19 protein-coding genes are annotated in these 16,260 nt (G+C 70.1%); 7 read left to right on the top strand and 12 right to left on the bottom strand.

The window, feature by feature from the left end:
- Positions 1-114 precede the first annotated feature (114 nt).
- From AB0E98_RS21880 to AB0E98_RS21890, 3 genes are all read right to left on the bottom strand, one after another.
- The gene (locus AB0E98_RS21880; RefSeq protein WP_361705058.1) at positions 115-852 is read right to left on the bottom strand and encodes a transglycosylase SLT domain-containing protein; all 738 of its coding nucleotides are present in this window, start codon (positions 850-852) and stop codon (positions 115-117) included.
- A 381-nt stretch (positions 853-1,233) separates the two neighbouring features.
- Complete coding sequence (locus AB0E98_RS21885) at positions 1,234-2,556, bottom strand: PhoH family protein (RefSeq protein WP_361705059.1); 1,323 nt, start codon at positions 2,554-2,556, stop codon at positions 1,234-1,236.
- A 507-nt stretch (positions 2,557-3,063) separates the two neighbouring features.
- Positions 3,064-3,825: an isoprenyl transferase gene (locus tag AB0E98_RS21890; RefSeq protein ID WP_361705062.1), complete on the bottom strand. Its 762-nt coding sequence runs from the start codon at positions 3,823-3,825 to the stop codon at positions 3,064-3,066.
- 110 nt (positions 3,826-3,935) lie between these two features.
- Here AB0E98_RS21890 and mgrA point away from each other — a divergent pair, with 110 nt between their 5' ends.
- Positions 3,936-4,979, top strand: coding sequence for an L-glyceraldehyde 3-phosphate reductase (gene mgrA, locus AB0E98_RS21895; RefSeq protein WP_361705065.1), 1,044 nt, complete (start codon positions 3,936-3,938; stop codon positions 4,977-4,979).
- A gap of 454 nt (positions 4,980-5,433) precedes the next feature.
- On the opposite strand, the gene AB0E98_RS21900 is transcribed toward mgrA, so the two are convergent.
- The 5 genes from AB0E98_RS21900 to AB0E98_RS21920 all read right to left on the bottom strand — a co-directional run bounded on the left by AB0E98_RS21900 (position 5,434) and on the right by AB0E98_RS21920 (position 9,708).
- The gene (locus AB0E98_RS21900; RefSeq protein WP_361705068.1) at positions 5,434-6,639 is read right to left on the bottom strand and encodes an MFS transporter; all 1,206 of its coding nucleotides are present in this window, start codon (positions 6,637-6,639) and stop codon (positions 5,434-5,436) included.
- A gap of 105 nt (positions 6,640-6,744) precedes the next feature.
- Positions 6,745-7,326, bottom strand: a complete 582-nt coding sequence (locus AB0E98_RS21905) for a TetR/AcrR family transcriptional regulator (protein ID WP_361705071.1) — start codon at positions 7,324-7,326, stop codon at positions 6,745-6,747.
- Positions 7,327-7,392: 66 nt separating this feature from the next.
- Positions 7,393-8,961, bottom strand: coding sequence for a multicopper oxidase family protein (locus tag AB0E98_RS21910; RefSeq protein WP_361705073.1), 1,569 nt, complete (start codon positions 8,959-8,961; stop codon positions 7,393-7,395).
- Positions 8,958-9,356: a hypothetical protein gene (locus AB0E98_RS21915; protein WP_361705074.1), complete on the bottom strand. Its 399-nt coding sequence runs from the start codon at positions 9,354-9,356 to the stop codon at positions 8,958-8,960. Before AB0E98_RS21915 ends, AB0E98_RS21910 begins: the two co-directional genes overlap by 4 nt.
- A gap of 16 nt (positions 9,357-9,372) precedes the next feature.
- Positions 9,373-9,708, bottom strand: coding sequence for a darcynin family protein (locus AB0E98_RS21920; RefSeq protein ID WP_361705076.1), 336 nt, complete (start codon positions 9,706-9,708; stop codon positions 9,373-9,375).
- Between the two features lie 119 nt (positions 9,709-9,827).
- Between AB0E98_RS21920 and AB0E98_RS21925 the strand changes: the two genes are divergently transcribed.
- Positions 9,828-10,595 (top strand): TetR/AcrR family transcriptional regulator, encoded by a 768-nt coding sequence (locus AB0E98_RS21925; protein ID WP_361705078.1) that lies wholly within the window; start codon positions 9,828-9,830, stop codon positions 10,593-10,595.
- On the opposite strand, the gene AB0E98_RS21930 is transcribed toward AB0E98_RS21925, so the two are convergent.
- Complete coding sequence (locus AB0E98_RS21930) at positions 10,578-11,318, bottom strand: A24 family peptidase (protein ID WP_361705080.1); 741 nt, start codon at positions 11,316-11,318, stop codon at positions 10,578-10,580. The genes AB0E98_RS21925 and AB0E98_RS21930 overlap by 18 nt on opposite strands.
- Before the next feature lie 58 nt (positions 11,319-11,376).
- On the opposite strand from AB0E98_RS21930, the gene AB0E98_RS21935 reads away from it, so the two are divergent.
- Complete coding sequence (locus AB0E98_RS21935) at positions 11,377-11,736, top strand: DUF192 domain-containing protein (protein ID WP_361705083.1); 360 nt, start codon at positions 11,377-11,379, stop codon at positions 11,734-11,736.
- A 29-nt stretch (positions 11,737-11,765) separates the two neighbouring features.
- Here the strand turns inward: AB0E98_RS21935 and AB0E98_RS21940 are convergent, their stop codons facing one another.
- Positions 11,766-13,058 carry a hypothetical protein gene (locus tag AB0E98_RS21940; protein ID WP_361705085.1) on the bottom strand — a complete coding sequence of 431 codons (1,293 nt, stop codon included), beginning with the start codon at positions 13,056-13,058 and terminating at the stop codon, positions 11,766-11,768.
- 151 nt (positions 13,059-13,209) lie between these two features.
- Here AB0E98_RS21940 and AB0E98_RS21945 point away from each other — a divergent pair, with 151 nt between their 5' ends.
- Complete coding sequence (locus AB0E98_RS21945) at positions 13,210-13,482, top strand: hypothetical protein (RefSeq protein ID WP_361705086.1); 273 nt, start codon at positions 13,210-13,212, stop codon at positions 13,480-13,482.
- 83 nt (positions 13,483-13,565) lie between these two features.
- Here the strand turns inward: AB0E98_RS21945 and AB0E98_RS21950 are convergent, their stop codons facing one another.
- The gene (locus AB0E98_RS21950) at positions 13,566-14,087 is read right to left on the bottom strand and encodes an ATP-binding protein (protein ID WP_361705088.1); all 522 of its coding nucleotides are present in this window, start codon (positions 14,085-14,087) and stop codon (positions 13,566-13,568) included.
- Between the two features lie 288 nt (positions 14,088-14,375).
- On the opposite strand from AB0E98_RS21950, the gene AB0E98_RS21955 reads away from it, so the two are divergent.
- From AB0E98_RS21955 to AB0E98_RS21965, 3 genes are read left to right on the top strand one after another with little or no spacing between them, the layout of a single operon-like run.
- Complete coding sequence (locus tag AB0E98_RS21955) at positions 14,376-15,227, top strand: helix-turn-helix transcriptional regulator (protein WP_361705090.1); 852 nt, start codon at positions 14,376-14,378, stop codon at positions 15,225-15,227.
- 11 nt (positions 15,228-15,238) lie between these two features.
- Complete coding sequence (locus AB0E98_RS21960; RefSeq protein WP_361705093.1) at positions 15,239-15,430, top strand: hypothetical protein; 192 nt, start codon at positions 15,239-15,241, stop codon at positions 15,428-15,430.
- 14 nt (positions 15,431-15,444) lie between these two features.
- A complete protein-coding gene (locus tag AB0E98_RS21965; RefSeq protein WP_361705095.1) occupies positions 15,445-15,636 on the top strand; it encodes a hypothetical protein in 192 nt (63 codons plus the stop codon).
- 27 nt (positions 15,637-15,663) lie between these two features.
- On the opposite strand, the gene AB0E98_RS21970 is transcribed toward AB0E98_RS21965, so the two are convergent.
- Positions 15,664-16,182, bottom strand: coding sequence for a GNAT family N-acetyltransferase (locus AB0E98_RS21970; protein WP_361705098.1), 519 nt, complete (start codon positions 16,180-16,182; stop codon positions 15,664-15,666).
- Between the last annotated feature and the right edge of the window lie 78 nt (positions 16,183-16,260).

The raw sequence follows: 16,260 nt of genomic DNA on the forward strand, positions 1-16,260 counted from the left end.
CTACCCCCACTCCCCCGTGGCCATCCTTGTCGACGTTACCTGGCCGGTGGGACAGCGAAGCCCCCGGCCTTCGCAGGTCGGGGGCTTCGGCTGGTCAAGAGGTGGCGGCAGGGCCTAGTACCACTGGTTGGCCTGCCAGAACGACCAGGCGCCGCACGGGCTGCCGTAGCGCTCGTTCATGTAGCTCAGGCCCCACTTGATCTGGGTGGCCGGGTTGGTGCGCCAGTCGGCGCCCGCGGACTCCATCTTGGTGCCGGGCAGCGCCTGGACGAGACCGTAGGCACCGGAGGAGGCGTTGGTGGCGGTGTAGTCCCAGGTGCTCTCGTTGTTCACGATGTTGCTGAAGCACTGGAACTGGTCGCCGGGGATCATCTGCCGGGCCATCGCCTGGACCTCGGCGACGGAGTAGGAGCTCTTGGCCGCGAAGGACGAGGCGTCGCGGGTGGCGGAGCGGCTGGAGACCTGCTCCTTCTCCTCGCGCTCCTTGGCCTTCTTCTCGGCCTCTTCCTTTTCCTTCGCCTTGGCGTCGGCGGCTTCCTTCTTCGCCGTGGCGTCCTCGGCGGCCTGCTTGCGCGCGGACTCCTCGGCGTCCTTCTGCGCGGCGTCGTCGGCAGCCTGGGTCTGCGTCTCCGCCTGCTGCTTCAGGGAAGCGGTCTGGGCCTGGACGGTCTGTCCCGAGGGGATGGCCGCGAGAAGCGTCGTGTCCGCTGCGGTGGCCTCGACGTGATCGGTCGTGCCCTGATCGTTGCCCGCTGCGACACCCACGACGGCGCCCACGGTGGTGACAGCGGTGGCGGATGCCACGGCGAATCCCCGGACAGAAATCCGGCTCACACGTTTTCCTTCCAGCATCGCCCGCATAGGTGACCCCGCGGACGCGACGTGCCCCTGGCGCGGGCCTCCGTCAGCACCGGTCCCGGTGGGGACCGGCCGGTCACTGGAGGCACTGACCCGGTGGGGCCTCCTGACGGAGGTCCGCGATGTGCTCGGGCGGCATACGGCGACGCTGTTCATTTGTCTGTTCCGCATCGCCCCCGGAGGGGCCCAAGTGCCGTATGCGGGGCCTGACAGGAAGCAGACTCTGCCTGAACCGCGCGCTCCGAGGCAATTCTTGGTTACGTGGGAAAGCTCACACCCTGTTTATCCCTGCGGTTTCACGGAAACAGCGGCGCCGTACGACGGCGCGCGGCTAAGCTCCTCGGCTTCGCCGCGCGCCTGGCTGGACGGAGTCGGTCAGATGCGGCCGTCCTCCAGCAATTCGGTCACCAGCGCCGCGATGGGCGAACGCTCCGAGCGCGTCAGGGTGATGTGCGAGAAGAGGGGATGCCCCTTGAGCTTCTCGACCACGGCGACCACCCCGTCGTAACGCCCGACACGGAGGTTGTCGCGCTGGGCCACGTCATGGGTGAGCACCACCCGGGAGTTGGCGCCGATCCGCGACAGGACCGTGAGCAGCACGTTCCGCTCCAGCGACTGGGCCTCGTCGACGATGACGAAGGCGTCGTGCAGCGAGCGGCCGCGGATGTGGGTGAGCGGGAGGACCTCCAGCATGCCCCGCCCCACCACCTCCTCGATCACCTCGGCGGTCGTCACGGCCGAGAGGGTGTCGAAGACCGCCTGGGCCCAGGGGCTCATCTTCTCGGCCTCGCTGCCGGGCAGATACCCCAACTCCTGGCCGCCCACCGCGTACAGCGGCCGGAACACCATCACCTTGCGGTGCTGGCGGCGCTCCAGCACGGCCTCCAGGCCCGCGCACAGGGCCAGGGCCGACTTGCCCGTGCCCGCGCGGCCGCCCATGGAGACGATCCCGATGTCCGGGTCCAGCAGCAGGTCCAGGGCCACCCGCTGTTCGGCGCTGCGGCCGTGGATGCCGAACGCCTCCCGGTCGCCGCGCACCAGCCGCACCTCGCCGTCCGCCGTGACCCTGCCCAGCGCCTTGCCGCGCTCGGACTGGAGCACCAGCCCGGTGTGCACGGGCAGTTCGGCGGCCTCGGGGACGTACACGCGCTCGGCGGTGAAGAGTTCGTCCACCTGCTCGGCGGTGACGGCGAGCTCCGCCATCCCCGTCCAGCCCGAGTCGGTGATGGCGAGCTCGGCGCGGTACTCCTCGGCCAGCAGTCCGACCGCGGACGCCTTGATGCGCAGCGGCAGGTCCTTGGAGACGACGGTGACGTCGTACCCCTCGGCCTGGAGGTTGCGGGCGACCGCGAGGATGCGCGAGTCGTTGTCACCGAGTCGGAAGCCGGCGGGCAGTATGCCCGGATCCGTGTGGTTCAGCTCCACCCTGAGCGTGCCGCCGAGTTCACCGGTCGGGATCGGCGCGTCGAGCCGGCCGTGGCGCACGCGGAATTCGTCGAGCAGGCGCAGGGCCTTGCGCGCGAAGTAGCCGAGCTCTGGGTGGTGCCTCTTGGCCTCCAACTCCGTGACCACCACGACGGGCAGCACGACCTCGTGCTCCTCGAAGCGGGACACGGCTCCTGGGTCGGCCAGCAGGACGCTGGTGTCGAGGACGTAGGTGCGCCGGTCGCCATCACGGCGCTTCTTGCTGTTCACCACGGGTGGACGAACCCCCTCGTGCAGACGTAAGGGCGCACCGCCGTTGTGAGAACGGTGGCGCGGGGAACGGGCCGGGGCCTGGCCCTTCCAGGGTCGCCGGTCGTCATCCGGCCCACCGTCCTCGCCGTGCGGGCGCTCCGGCCCGCTCGGTCCGCTCGGTCGTCGTCCTGGTGCAAAGGGCCTCCCGGGCGGGCGGCCCCATGCCGCCCGCTGGCAGAGCGACGGTCCCAGTTCCGACCGTCGGCCTGCTGGGGATATTCCCGCTGTACCGCGTGAGCATGCAACGGCATATGCGTCGCTCAGGTGAACGATTGATCCGTCGTTACCCGTACGCCAGTTCCTCAGCCGTCCGAACGGGCATTCCGTCAGCACCCGTAGCCGGGCCGCTGTACGGCCGTCGGGATCGGCCGCCCGGATCAGCCGCCGTAGCGGCGGTGGCGCGCGGCGGCCCCATCATGCGGGGGCAACCCCCGCACCCCCGGCCGGAAGACCCCCGGACGCGCTCCGTCAGCCACCGTAGCGGCGATGACGTGCCGCGTAATCCCGGAGCGCGCGCAGGAAGTCGACCTTGCGGAAGGCCGGCCAGAAGACTTCGCAGAAGTAGTACTCGGAGTGGGCGCTCTGCCAGAGCATGAAGCCGGACAGCCGCTGCTCACCGCTGGTGCGGATGATGAGGTCCGGGTCGGGCTGGCCGCGCGTGTAGAGGTGCTTGGTGATGGCGTCGACGTCGACGGTCTCGGCCAGCTCCTCGTGGGAGACGCCGTTCTCCGCGGCTTCCAGGACCAGGGAGCGGACCGCGTCCGCGATCTCCTGCCGGCCGCCGTAGCCGACCGCGACGTTGACCAGTATGCCCTCGCGGTCGACCGTCTCCTGCTCGGCCTCCTTCAGGACCGACTGGGTCCGGGCCGGGAGCAGATCGAGGGTGCCCACGTGGTGGACGCGCCAGCGGCCGTCCGCGGCCAGGCCGCGCACCGTGTTCTCGATGATGCCGAGCAGCGGGTTGAGCTCATCGCCCGGGCGGTCCAGGTTGTCCGTGGAGAGCATCCAGAGCGTGACGACCTCGACATCGGTCTCCGCGCACCAGCCGAGCAGCTCGGAGATCTTGTCCGCGCCCGCCTGGTGGCCCTGCTCGGTCGTACGGCCGTCCGCGCGCGCCCAGCGGCGGTTGCCGTCGAGGATGACACCGATGTGCTTGGGCACCTGGGCGTGGTCGAGGCGGCCCTCCACCCGGCGTGCGTAAAGCCTGTACACCAGGTCGCGCAACTTCACTCTTCCTGCCCCTCCATGCCACGGCGGTCGCCCCGAGGGCGCCACACTACTGCCAGCGTGTCGCGAGGACCCAACTCGGCCTGTCACAGGACCGTGATAGTCAGATGCACATGACCGATCCCTCGCTCTACCACGCGGCCGAAACGCGCTACGACTCCATGGAGTACCGGCGTACCGGCCGTAGCGGGCTGAAGCTGCCCGCCATCTCCTTGGGACTGTGGCACAACTTCGGCGACGACCGCACCCTCGACTCGCAGCGGGCCATTCTGCGCCGGGCCTTCGACCTGGGCGTCACCCACTTCGATCTGGCCAACAACTACGGTCCTCCGCCCGGTTCGGCCGAGCTCAACTTCGGCAAGCTCTTCGCCCAGGATTTCCTGCCCTATCGGGACGAAATCATCATCTCCACCAAGGCCGGCTATCTGATGCACCCCGGCCCGTACGGCGAATGGGGCTCGCGGAAGTACCTGATGTCGTCGCTCGACGCGTCATTGCGCCGGATGGGTGTCGATTACGTCGACATCTTCTATTCGCACCGATTCGACCCGCACACCCCGCTCGAGGAGACGATGGGCGCCCTGGCGTCGGCCGTCCGGCAGGGCAAGGCGCTGTACGCGGGCGTCTCCTCGTACAGCGCCCAGCAGACCCGGGAGGCCGCGCGGCTGCTGCGGGAGATGGGGGTGCCCGCGCTGATCCACCAGCCGTCCTACTCGATGATCAACCGCTGGACGGAGGACGACGCGCTGCTCGACACCCTGGAGGAGGAGGGCATGGGCTGTATCTCCTTCGCGCCCCTCGCCCAGGGCCTGCTCACGGACAAGTACCTCCAGGGCGTCCCGGAGGGCTCCCGCGCCTCCCAGGGCAAGTCGCTCGACCCGGCGCTGCTCACGGAGGACGTGGTGCGCCGGCTGCGCGGCCTGAACGAGATCGCCGGGCGGCGCGGCCAGTCCCTGGCCCAGCTGGCGCTGAACTGGGTGCTGCGGGACGAGCGGATGACCTCGGCACTGATCGGCGCGTCCAGTGTGGCGCAGCTGGAGGCCAATATCGCCGCGCTGAGCGCCGCCCCGCTGGACAAGGCGGAACTGGCCGAAATCGATGCCCTGGCGGTCAGCACAGAGGGCGTGAACATCTGGGCCCGACGGGGAGATTCCTAGATCGAACCGGCCGGAATCCCGGCGCGCGTCCTCTTCGGGATACCCGGCGATGGTTGGCCAGGCCATGATCATCGCATTGCCGTGACACATCTCGACACGGAGAGTGACGAGGGGGAAAGAAAACGGGCCGGTCCGTGGGGGGGATACGGACCGGCCCGAGGGGGGGTTTCCACCATAACCGGTCCGAGGCCGTCCTTGCTGCATCGGCGGGGGTGACAATGCGTGTCGTGCTGACTTGCGGCCAAGAAGTTGATCTTGTGCGGGGCGTTTTACGGAGCAGGCTCAAGCCCGCTCGATCCCTTCATTACTGGGCTGACGGCGCAGAACCGGCCATCCGGTTGCCATCCGGTCACCATCCGGAATCCGGTGCACCGCTCTCCCGAAAATGTCTTGCAAAGTCATCATCGGCTTGACGTGATTCCGCATTCCAGGCGTCATTGGCGTCACGGTGACGTCACGAGGACATCACGCGGGCTTCCCGACGGGCTCCCGCGACCTCGCCCGCCGCCTCGTCCGGGAGCCTGGGGGCGGGTCGGAGGACGTCGGGAACGAGGGTGAGGATGCCGATCGCGGCCATACCGGCCCCGAGCCACAGCGGCGCGCGAAGGCCGAAATCGGCTATCGCCAGTCCGCCGACCGACGACCCGATGATGATCCCGAAGGTGATGAAGGACGAGTGGACGGTGTTGACCAGCGGCCGGGCATTGCCGACCCGCTGCACACGCGTCACCATCGCCGGATTCATGGTCACACCAACCAGGCCGATGCCCATCATGAACACCACCGTCGGCGCCTTGAGATGGGCCAGCAGTGCGAATCCCGTGAGAAAGACCAGGTTCAGGACTAGACCAAAGAGCAGGACGGTCACGGCGTGGCGATCCGCGAGCCGCCCGACGACGTTGTTGCCGATCACGGTCGTGGCGCCGTAGGCGATAAGCAGCAGCGGGACGGTACCGGCGTCGAATCCCGTGACCTCCGTGAGGATCGGGTTGAAATAGGAGAACGCGCAGAACGTCGCGCCGATGACGCAGGTGCTGGTGGAGAGGGCCCGCCAGAGCAGGCGATTCCGGAACACGCCCATCTCCTCGCGCAGGCTTCCGCCACCCTCCGTGTACGGCGCGTCCGGCACCCCGGCGAGCGTGCACAACGCCGCGACGGCGGCGAGGCCCGTGATGACCCAGAAGGCGGCGCGCCAGCCCAGCCGTTCCCCCACCAGCGTGGACAGCGGCAGCCCCAGCAGGGTGCCCAGCATCAGCCCGTTCATCAGCACGGCCACCGCCCGGCCCCGCGCTTCGGGGCGGGTCAGCTGGGCGCAGAGCGAGATGGCCGTGCCGAAGAAGGCCTGCGAGGCCACACCGGTGATGACCCGCGCCGCCAGCATGACCCCGTAGCCGGAGGCCATGGCGGCCAGCGCGTTGCCGAGCAGGAAGACCACGAAGAGCACGGCCAGCGCCCGTTTGGGCCGCAGCCTCAGCATGGCGACGGTCAGGAGGGGCCCGCCGAGGGACATGGCTGCCGCGAACGCGGTGATGAGGTAGCCGATCTGCGGGATGGTCGCGTCCAGCCCGTCGGCCATCTGCGGCATCAGTCCGGCGACGACGAATTCGCTGGTCACCATGGCGAAGACGCCCAGTGCCAGGACGTATACGGCTCGGGGCATGGCAGTCGTGGTCCTGTTCCCTGGTTCTCTGATTTTGTATCGATCGGTTCAAAACTCGGGCATGCGTGAGCGCGCACGGGGAAGCGCGGAGGTGATGGGCGGGGGTCAGATCGCGTCGAGGGCCGTACGGGCGATGGCGCGCAGCGCCGCTTCGCCCGCCCCGGCGCGGGCCGCGACCCGGATGCCGCCGACGGTCGCGGTCACGAAGTGCGCGAGCGCGCTCGCGTCCTTGGCCCGGTCGATGTCGCCGGCCCGCCGCCCGGCCTCCAGGGCGGCGGTGAGCGCGTCGTGGCGGCGGGCGTAGTCGCGCTCCAGCTCGGCCGCCACCTCGGGGTCGCGCGAGGCCAGTTCGACGGCGGCGTTGACGTAGAGACAGCCCCGGCCGTCGGCGTCAGCCCCGGTCTCCTCCGCGATGACGCTGTCCAGCAGGGCGCGGACCTTCTCGCGGGCGGGGACGTCCTCCTCCAGGAGCGCGGCCAGTTGATCGCTCCTGCGTCGCATGTACAGCGCGAGGGCGCGACGGAAGAGGTCGTGCTTGCTGTGGAAGGTGTTGTAGACGCTGCTGCGGCCCAGGCCGGTGGCCTCGCACAGGTCCTGGGTCGAGGTCGCCTCGTACCCGGCGGTCCAGAACGCCTCCAGCGCGGCGTCGACCGCCCGCCCCTCGTCGAACTTCCTCGGTCGGGCCATGGAATGACCGTAACAGGTTTTGGATCACCCGGTCCAATACTTGCCGCCCCGGCGGGCGGGGCTTCGCTAGACGACCTGGAAGTTCCCCATCATGGCCATGTCCTCGTGTTCGAGGTTGTGGCAGTGCAGCATGTAGCGCCCTTTGTACCCGGCGAACCGCACGAGGACTTCCACCACCTCGTACGGGCGGACGTCCACGGTGTCCTTCCAGCCGGCGTCCGCGGCGGCCGGTGACCTGCCGCCTCGGGCGACGACCTGGAACTGGGCCAGGTGCACATGCACGGGGTGGTGGAAGTCGCTGCTGAAACGCCACCGCTCCACGCTGCCCAGGCGCGGGGACGCCAGCAAGGTGCCGGTACTGAAGGGCCGGCCGTTGATGGTCCACATCTGCCGGTCCTCACCAGCCTCGGTCCGGCGGAAGTCGAAGACCCGCACCGGCATCGCCGCCCTGGGCGCGAGCTTCTCGAACGAGGCGGCGAGGCGGGCCGGTACGCGGCTGTCGTCCCTTGCCTTGCGCACGACGTGGAAGCGCATGACGTCGCGCATGCCGCCCTGGGCCGCCTCGTTGCGCAGGACGATCCGGCTGCCGACGGGAAAGCCGGCGAAGTCGACGACGACGTCACATCGTTCGCCGGGCGCCATGTCGACCGTGTGGATCGGCCGGGGCGTGGCCAGCAGGCCGCCGTCGCTACCGATCTGGACGAACCACCCTCGCCCGCCCCCTTCGTCTTCCGGCTCGCCTTCCAGCCGGAGCCGGTAGCGGCGGGCGTTGGAGGCGTTGAGGAGGCGGAAGCGGTAGCGGGTGGCGGACACCTCCAGGACGGGCCAGGGCGCGCCGTTGACGAGCTGGACGTCGCCGAGCACCCCATCGGGGAAGGCGTCGTGATCGTGCCCGTGAGCGGGGTAGCGGAAGGAGCCGTCCTCCTCGAAGGACCGGTCGCACAGCATCAGCGGGATGTCGCGGTCGCCGCGCGGCAGCGGAAGCCTGTCCTCTTCCTCGTCGCCGATGAGGAAGAAGCCTGCCAGGCCGCGCCAGACCTGCGGGGCGCTGAAGTCCATGCGGTGGTCGTGGTACCAGAGCGTCGCGGCGCGCTGCGGCAGCGGGTACTCGTAGGCGCGGTAGCCCACGGCCGTCCGTCCGGTGTGAGCGCCCGCCATGCCGCCGTGCCCCGGCCCCTGCCCCGGCGCGCAACGGACGGGCAGCAGCAGGTCGGTGGGGTAGCCGTCGGACTCCGGCGGGGTGACGCCGCCGTGCAGGTGCGTGACGGTGGGAACCGTGAGGCTGTTGCGCACCTGGAGCACGGTCCTGCGCCCCGAGCGGGCGGCGAAGGTCGGGCCGGGGAAGATCCCGTCGTACCCCCACACCGCGGTCTTGCGGCCCGGCAGGATCTCGACGCGGCCCTCGCGCTGCTCGACCTCGTAGAAGTCGGCTCCCCGCTCGGTGCGTACCGGCCGGGCCACCGGCGGCACCGGCAGCGGAACGCCGAACGGCTCGGGCAGCGGTCCCGCGCTGGTCAGGACCCGGCCCGTCGACGCGCCGGCCAGCTGGGACCAGCCCGTCGCGCCCACGGTCACGGCCGCACCGGCACCGGCGGCCGCCAGCCCCAGGAACCCGCGTCGGCTCAGGCGCCTCACTCGGCCACATCCGTCACGGGCCGCCCCGCCTGCCGGGCGGCACCGGTGGCGCGGTCGCTGAACGCCCAGCACGCCAGGGCCGTCGCGCAGCCGAAGACGGCCATCCCCAGCGGCATGTGGCCCGCCAACAGGCGGGCCTCACCGAGCCCCTGCTGCACGCCGACCAACGCGACCAGTGCCGCGCTCGCCGCCGCGGGCCAGCCCGGAGCGCGCAGGCGCCGCCACACCACGAGCGCCGCGACCGTCTCGGCGACGGTCAGGGCGCCGAGCACGCTCGCGTTGGCGGCGTGCCAGGCGAGCAGGTCCAGGTCGCCGGTGACGAACAGGCCGGCCAGGGCCGCCTGCACGAGCGTGTCCAGCAGCACCGCCACTGCGACGACCCGCAGCACACGCATCGGCCAACCCTGTGTGTCACGCATCGGCCAGGGCCCGCTCGTACCGGTGGAAGCCGTCCTCGACGCCCAGGAAGATCTCGCCGAAGGTGAGGTAGCCCTCGGCTATGACCGGCGTGTCGCGCAGGGCCTCGATCAGGAAGTAGTACGCGCCCAGGTCCTCGGTCTCCAGCACGACGAAGTCCGAGAAACGGCCGTTGAACGCCTCCGCGTCGAAGAAACGGGCCCTGACGCGGTCGGCGAAGGCGGCGAAGGCCGGCTCCAGGTGCGCCTCGCGCATCGCGTTGCGCTCCTCGCGTGACAGCGCCAGCCACCGCTCGGTGACCGTATAGGTGAGGACGATGCCGTACTTCATGGGACTCCCCCGAGTATTTGCTAACGGTGTTAACTTTCGGGGAGGAGCTAAAGTGATAGGCGTTAACTTTGTCAAGGGAAGCGCCGAGAGAAGTGCCGAGAGAAGGCGGGCCGAGCCCCATGTCCAGCACCGCGGGAACCCGTACCGGCTGCCGTCACCGGGTGCGCGAGGAGGCGCTGGCGGAGATCCTGCGCACCGGGCGGCGGCTGCTGGTCGAGGAAGGGGCGGGGGCCGTCACGCTGCGGGCCATCGCCCGTGAGATGGGCATGACCGCGCCCGGCCTGTACCGCTACTACGCCGGCCACCGCGACCTGATCCAGGCCCTGACCTCCTCCCTCTACGACGAGCTGGCCACCGCCCTGACCGCCGCCCGTGACCGCCGGCCGGACACCGAGCCCGGACGGCAGTTGCGCGAGGTGTGCCGTGAACTGCGCCGCTGGGTACTGGATCACCCCCGCGAGTTCGGGCTGCTGTTCGCCAAGCCGGACGCGGACGCCGACACCACGCCCGGCACCGTCGCCCACGACTCCGGCTGGCGCTTCGGCGGCGTCATCCTCGAACTCATGGTCCAGCTCTGGCGGAACGGCGGCATCCAGCCGCCCACCGACCTCGACCCCGCCTGGACGGTCCAGCTGGAGGAGGTCCGCGAACACCTCTCCGGCGAACCCGTGCCCCTTGACGTCATCTACGTCTTCGTCGCCTGCTGGGCCCGCCTGTACGGGGCGGTCGCCGTGGAAGCCTTCGGGCACCTCGACTTCGCCCTCACCGACCCCGAACCGCTCTTCGAGCACACCCTCGACGACATCCTGGCCGCCCTGGGCGACGGCACGGGCGTCGCCCAGAACCTCCCTCGCCAGAACCTCCCTCGCTCAGCCGTCGGCGCGTAGCGCACCCGCCAGCACGCCCACCCACGCACCCGCGATCAGGAAGGGGCCCAGGGGTATGGACGCGCCCCGGGGCACGCGGCGGGTGAGGCGTAGGGCGTTGCCGTAGCAGGAGGCGAGCAGCAGGCCCGCGAAGGCGCCCAGCAGCAGCCCCCACCAGCCGTACCAGCCGAGGGCGCAGCCCAGCCCCGCGGCGAGCTTCACGTCGCCGAACCCCATGCCGCTCGGGTGGAGGAGGAACAGCACGAGATACCCGCCGCCCAGCGCCAGCCCGCCCAGGAGGGCGTGGCGCCAGGAGCCCGCCGCGCCCGGTATCAGCGAGGCCGCTCCCAGCAGGAGCGCCGCCCCCGCCGCCAGGGGCAGGGTCAGGACGTCCGGCAGGCGGCGCACCTGCCAGTCGACGCCCGCCAGGACAACCCCCATGGGCGCCGCGAGGAGCCATACGGCCAGCTCAGGCCGTATCCCGACCGCCGCCGTGAGTCCGCCGCACACCACGGCCGTCATCACCGCCGGCCACCACGGCGGCGCCGGAGCGCCCGGCCCGTATCTCCCCCCGCACACGCCGCAGCGCGCGGGGCCCACCCAGCCGCCCACGGCGTGCCCGCACGGGCCCGTGGACCGCCACCCCTCACCCGGCTCCACGGCCAGCCGGAACCGCGCGCGCCGCGTCAACACCCCGGCGAGGGCACCATACACAGCGGCAACGGCGATCAACACAGCGTTCATGCCTTGAGGTTACGGACGTTCGCCGATTCCCGCCGGGGCCTGTGGATAACCTTGGCGCATGGCCCGCCACCAGGACGGTTTCGCCCAACTCCACATAGTTTCCAGCGGGATGATCACACCGCTGGAGATCGCCGCCTCCTACCGGGCCCGGACGCGCGGCCTCCTCGGCCGGGACGCCTTCGAGGGCGCCCTCCTCCTGACCCCCGCCTCCGGCGTCCACACCTGGCGCATGCGCTTCCCCATCGACGTGGCCTACCTCGACCGCCACTTCACCGTCCTCACCGTCCGCACCATGCGCCCCGGGCGCCTCGGGCTCCCCCGGATCAGGGCCCGCCACGTCCTGGAGAGCGCGGCGGGCGCGATGGCGGAGTGGGGCGTTGCGCCGGGTGCGCGCGTCGAGATCCTCCCGTCCGGCTGAACGCCCCGCCGTCCGCGCTCCACCCCGCGCTATCCGTCCCGCCGGCGCGCCAGCCACGTCCACACGCCGAGCCCCAGTAGCAGCGTCGTCCCCGTACCGATCCCCACGTAGCCGATCGTCCGCAGCCGCTCGTTGCGCGGACCGGTTCCGGCCGAGGCCACCAGTTCCCCTCCCACGCCGCCCTCGCCGCCCGCCTGGCCGCCGCCGTTTCCCGGCGGCCGCCCGGCGCCCTGGTCGGCCTTGCGCGCGCCCGCGACATCGACCCGCAGCGTGACCGGCACACCCGCACCACCCGCCCCCTGCCGCACCTTCGGGCTCAGGCTCACCTGGAGGTAGTACCAGCCCGCGAAGCGCATGCCCCTGACGGCCTCACCACCGCCACCACCACCGCCGTACGCGGCCGGAGGTGTGGCCAGCGAGAGGGCGGCCGGTTTGCCCTGGTAGCCGGTGGTCTTGTTCATGACGAAGCCGCGTGCGGCGTTGTTGAGCCCCAGCCGTACGCCGCCGATCACCATCGGACCACTCCCGCCACCGCCCCCGAACTCCGCGTCCGTGAAGAGCTGTTCACCCGCGTCGACCGACACGCGGTAGAACCGCGTATCCCCGGGCCGGAGCTCGTCACGCCACACCCCCGGGCGGAGTTCGGCCGCGTCGTTGAATCCCGAGCCGCCGGCGACGCCCTCCGCAGCACCCTGCGGCGGTTTCGACGGCGCCTGCGAGCTCCACGCGCCGGGAGCACCCAACATGTCGGTCGTTTCCGTCCGTTGCGGCGGTTCCGCCGCGTACTTCAGCTCGATCGGCACGGCCGAGGCGTCCCCGCCCAGCGCGTCCCCCCGCTCCACGACGAACCGGTACGAGCCCGGCGCCGCGCACGCCGCGCCCGGCTTCACCACGCGTTCCGCGTAGTCCGCGACGGGGTACGCGCCCCCGGCCGACAGGAACGACCGGTGTCGCGCCGTCCCGCACTGCGTACCGTCCGGCGCCTGTAACGAGACGTCGATCCCGTCCCGCAGCCCCATCGCGCTCCCCGGCCTCGGTACCGCCACCGCGGATACATACGCGCTCGACTGAGCGTCCAATTCGACCGTGTAGTACTTCGTTTCCTTCGGCTTGATGCTGTCGGTGTACGTACTCGCACCCGCCTTCAGCTCAGGACCGCGCTCAGCGCCGTTTCCAGCCCCCTGCACGGCAGTAGCGCCCTGAGCCATCCGGTACGCGACCAGCCCCTCCGGCCCATCGGCCGCCCCGGCCGCCCCCGCCTTCCCGGCAGCCCCGACGAGCACTCCGAACGCCGTCGCCATCACGACGAGCCCGCCCCTCATGTCCCGCCTCCCTCACCGCTCCCCGCTCGGGCGGCCCCATCCTGCCCTGCCATCCCACGTACGCGCGACCGCTCCAACTCGTATACGGTGAACGACCAGTTCCGGCCATGCATGTGGCCGGAATGATCCGTATCTCTGGGTAAGGAGACCTATGCGTCGTCGCATATCCGCACTTGTCCTGACCGCCGTAATGGCCGGTACCGGTGCCGCCCTCGTCACCGCCCCCACCGCCCAGGCGGCCGGCATAACCTGCAACACCGCGAAGCTGCGTCACGACGCCGACGCCCTCTACCAGAAGGCCGCACGCCAGAAGCGTGCCGGCCAGCGCGAGGCCGCCCGCCGCACCATCGCCCAGGCCGACGCCCTCAAGCGCCGCGCCGCCCAGTGCGACGCGGCTGACCGCGACATGCCGGGCCACTTCTGACAGGCTGCCGCTTCTGACGGCCGCCACCCAGGGCCGGTCCACCACGTCGCGGTGAGCCGACCCTGAGCGTGCGGTGCTTGCTCTCAGCAAAGCGCCGCCGCGTAGTCGGCTGCCCCTTGGCGCGGGAGGTTCACCCATACCCGGGTGCCCTCCCGTGCCGGTTCGGGGCGGATGACTCCCCAGCTCCCCTTGCACTCGTGCACCACACACGCGAGGAGATAGAGCATCTTGTTGCGACGTGCCGCACACTTCGCGGAACTGTCCGGGTGGACGTGCCGCGTGTGGGGATCCCACACGACGATCCGGATGCCGTCCTGCTGCCAGCCGACGGACAGGTACAGCACCTGTCCGGGCTCGAACATCGCCGCGCAGGCGATGAGTTCGCCCGTCGCCTGGAGCGCGGGCGGCAGCAGGTCCGTCAGCCCGTGCGCGGCGAGCGCGTTGTGCACGCTCGTACGGGCGATCGCTGCGGCATGCGGTTCGCCCGGGATGGCGTAGCTGTACGCCAGGCTTTCGGGGGAACGGGTGGTCGGGGCCGGGTCGAGATGGTCGGATGGGTCGGTTGCGTCGGGCGTGACGGTCGGGCAAAGGCTGACGAACGGCATGGCGACTCCCGTGTGGGTGGGTTGAGTTCGCGGAGTTCACGGAGTTCGCACGCGCTGCGGTGTACGCCGGTGGCTTGTCTCCCTGACGCGGGCACGCCCCTCCCAGGGATGGAGGGTTCGGGCACGCTCGCGTGATGCGCTTCCGGCTGCCGCCTGGCTTTCGCGGTGCGCCATCGAAGCTAGCCAGCCCGGTGGCGCGGCGCCACTTTTTCAGTGGCATCTACCCGATGGGGTGATTTCCCTTCCGGCGCATGGGGAACTCGGCCCCAGTCCGTGTAGTAAGGGGGCATGCCACCCAGGACAACACCCACCGAGCGCCAGAAGCGGCTGGGGATCGAGCTGCGCAAAATGCGTACCGCAGCAGGAGTCTCAACCGAGTACGCCGCCAGTCTCCTTGGCCTCGATCGCGGGAAGATCTCCAACATCGAGTCCGGAGTGCGCGTCATCACACCCGAGCGCCTGCGGACCTTGGCTTGCAACTATGGTTGTGCTGACGGAGATTACGCTCAGGCCCTGGAGGCAATCGCAGGAGAGCGACACCGAGGTTGGTGGGAAGACTTCCGAGGCACGCTGCCTGCCGGGCTGCTGGACATCGCGGAGCTGGAGTGGCATGCCGTCCGGGCGCGGACGGCCCAAGTCATGCATCTACCCGGAATGCTCCAGACCGAGGACTATGCACGCGCAATCTTCGAAGCGGTGCTTCCACGCCTACCAAGGCTGGAAGTGGAGATCCGTGTGGCCCACCGGATGCAACGACAGCAAGTGTTCAACCGTGACAATCCGCTCCCCTACGTGGGGTACATCCACGAAGCGGCACTGCGTATGCGGTTTGGCGGGAAGGAGGTCACCAAGGATCAGCTGCACTTCCTGCTGAAGGTGTCCGATCGGGAACACATCACACTGCGAGTGCTTACCGTGGACACAGGAGCGTTCCCGGGATCCGGAAACGCCATCCTCTACGCCGAGGGTCCGACACCCCAACTCGACACCGCACAGGTGGACTCTCCTCAAGGGCCACAATTCATGCACGCCGAGTCACAGCTGGCGAAGTGTCGCGCCACCCTCGACTGGATGGAGGACGCCGCCTTGGACCCGGAACAGTCACGAGATTTCATCTCCGCTGTTGCACGCGATCTTTGATGGAGGCCTCCATGAACCAGATTGCCTGGGAAGATCCCTTCTGCGGGGACGGTAACAACTGCTTCCGAATAGGCACCGACGACCAGGGTCGGGCCTACATCGCCATCGCAGGCGCCGAGCATCGCTACCTCACCGACACCCGCGAAGCGCTCCGCGCCCTCATCCACGACATCAAGGCCGGCAAAGCCGACCACCTCCTCTGAGGAGCCCACGTCGCATGCCCGACATCCACTGGGAAGCCCCATTCTGCGGCGAAGGAAGTGCCTGCTTCCGCATCGGTACTGACAGCGCCGGCAACGCCTACATCGCCATCGCAGGCGCCGAAAACGTCTACCTCACCGACACCCGCGAAGCGCTCCGCGCCCTGATCCTCGACGTCAAGGCCGGCAAAGCCGACCACCTCCTCTGACGGCTTCTCTCGCGATCAATTTGTCTGTCAGCCGCGCAGGACGAACTGGGCCATGCGCAGGCCGGGCACCGGCTCGAAGTCCATGCCGCGCCTGAAGCCGAGCCCTTCGTACAGCTTCACGGCGGGCCGGTTTTCCGCTCCGGTGCTGACTCTCACCTCGCCTCCGTCGGTCTCCCCGGCGAGGAGGTGGTGCAGCAGGCAGGAGGCGAGGCCCCGGCGGAACCAGGCGGGGTCCACGCAGACCCGGTCGATGTGGGTGACGTGCCGACCGGTGTCGGTCTGCCAGGCCACAAAGGCCGCCACCGTACCTGCGCTTGTCACCGCGCCCAGCCAGCGCAGGGGCCGGGCCGTCATCTCCTGGAGGGGTTCGGACAGGGCGGGGATGCCGTCGAAGCCGATGAGTTCGGCCTCGACGGCATAGGCGCGCAGCCCCACGGCGTGCACGGTGGACGCGACCGTGGAATCGCTCAGATCCAGCTCCCGGATCAGCACACCAGGGGGCATGGGCGGGTGGTAAGAGGAACAGGGCGGGTTACCGTCGAGCATGCGGCGATGCTAGGCGCTCCGCTGGAATTGCGATCCGGTCGCCGCGGGCCGGTACGGGCTGGCGCACTCCGCCGCCCA

This window comes from Streptomyces sp. NPDC037389 (genome assembly GCF_040636475.1).
Taxonomy (GTDB): Bacteria; Actinomycetota; Actinomycetes; order Streptomycetales; family Streptomycetaceae; genus Streptomyces; species Streptomyces hesseae.

Bases quoted from the DNA above. Each gene is read 5' to 3' on its own strand.
- AB0E98_RS21880 (WP_361705058.1), bottom strand. From the start codon at position 852: ATGCTGGAAGGAAAACGTGTGAGCCGGATTTCTGTCCGGGGATTCGCC.
- mgrA (WP_361705065.1), top strand. From the start codon at position 3,936: ATGACCGATCCCTCGCTCTACCACGCGGCCGAAACGCGCTACGACTCC.
- AB0E98_RS21900 (WP_361705068.1), bottom strand. From the start codon at position 6,639: ATGCCCCGAGCCGTATACGTCCTGGCACTGGGCGTCTTCGCCATGGTG.
- AB0E98_RS21905 (WP_361705071.1), bottom strand. From the start codon at position 7,326: ATGGCCCGACCGAGGAAGTTCGACGAGGGGCGGGCGGTCGACGCCGCG.
- AB0E98_RS21915 (WP_361705074.1), bottom strand. From the start codon at position 9,356: ATGCGTGTGCTGCGGGTCGTCGCAGTGGCGGTGCTGCTGGACACGCTC.
- AB0E98_RS21920 (WP_361705076.1), bottom strand. From the start codon at position 9,708: ATGAAGTACGGCATCGTCCTCACCTATACGGTCACCGAGCGGTGGCTG.
- AB0E98_RS21925 (WP_361705078.1), top strand. From the start codon at position 9,828: ATGTCCAGCACCGCGGGAACCCGTACCGGCTGCCGTCACCGGGTGCGC.
- AB0E98_RS21930 (WP_361705080.1), bottom strand. From the start codon at position 11,318: ATGAACGCTGTGTTGATCGCCGTTGCCGCTGTGTATGGTGCCCTCGCC.
- AB0E98_RS21935 (WP_361705083.1), top strand. From the start codon at position 11,377: ATGGCCCGCCACCAGGACGGTTTCGCCCAACTCCACATAGTTTCCAGC.
- AB0E98_RS21940 (WP_361705085.1), bottom strand. From the start codon at position 13,058: ATGAGGGGCGGGCTCGTCGTGATGGCGACGGCGTTCGGAGTGCTCGTC.
- AB0E98_RS21945 (WP_361705086.1), top strand. From the start codon at position 13,210: ATGCGTCGTCGCATATCCGCACTTGTCCTGACCGCCGTAATGGCCGGT.
- AB0E98_RS21950 (WP_361705088.1), bottom strand. From the start codon at position 14,087: ATGCCGTTCGTCAGCCTTTGCCCGACCGTCACGCCCGACGCAACCGAC.
- AB0E98_RS21955 (WP_361705090.1), top strand. From the start codon at position 14,376: ATGCCACCCAGGACAACACCCACCGAGCGCCAGAAGCGGCTGGGGATC.
- AB0E98_RS21960 (WP_361705093.1), top strand. From the start codon at position 15,239: ATGAACCAGATTGCCTGGGAAGATCCCTTCTGCGGGGACGGTAACAAC.
- AB0E98_RS21965 (WP_361705095.1), top strand. From the start codon at position 15,445: ATGCCCGACATCCACTGGGAAGCCCCATTCTGCGGCGAAGGAAGTGCC.
- AB0E98_RS21970 (WP_361705098.1), bottom strand. From the start codon at position 16,182: ATGCTCGACGGTAACCCGCCCTGTTCCTCTTACCACCCGCCCATGCCC.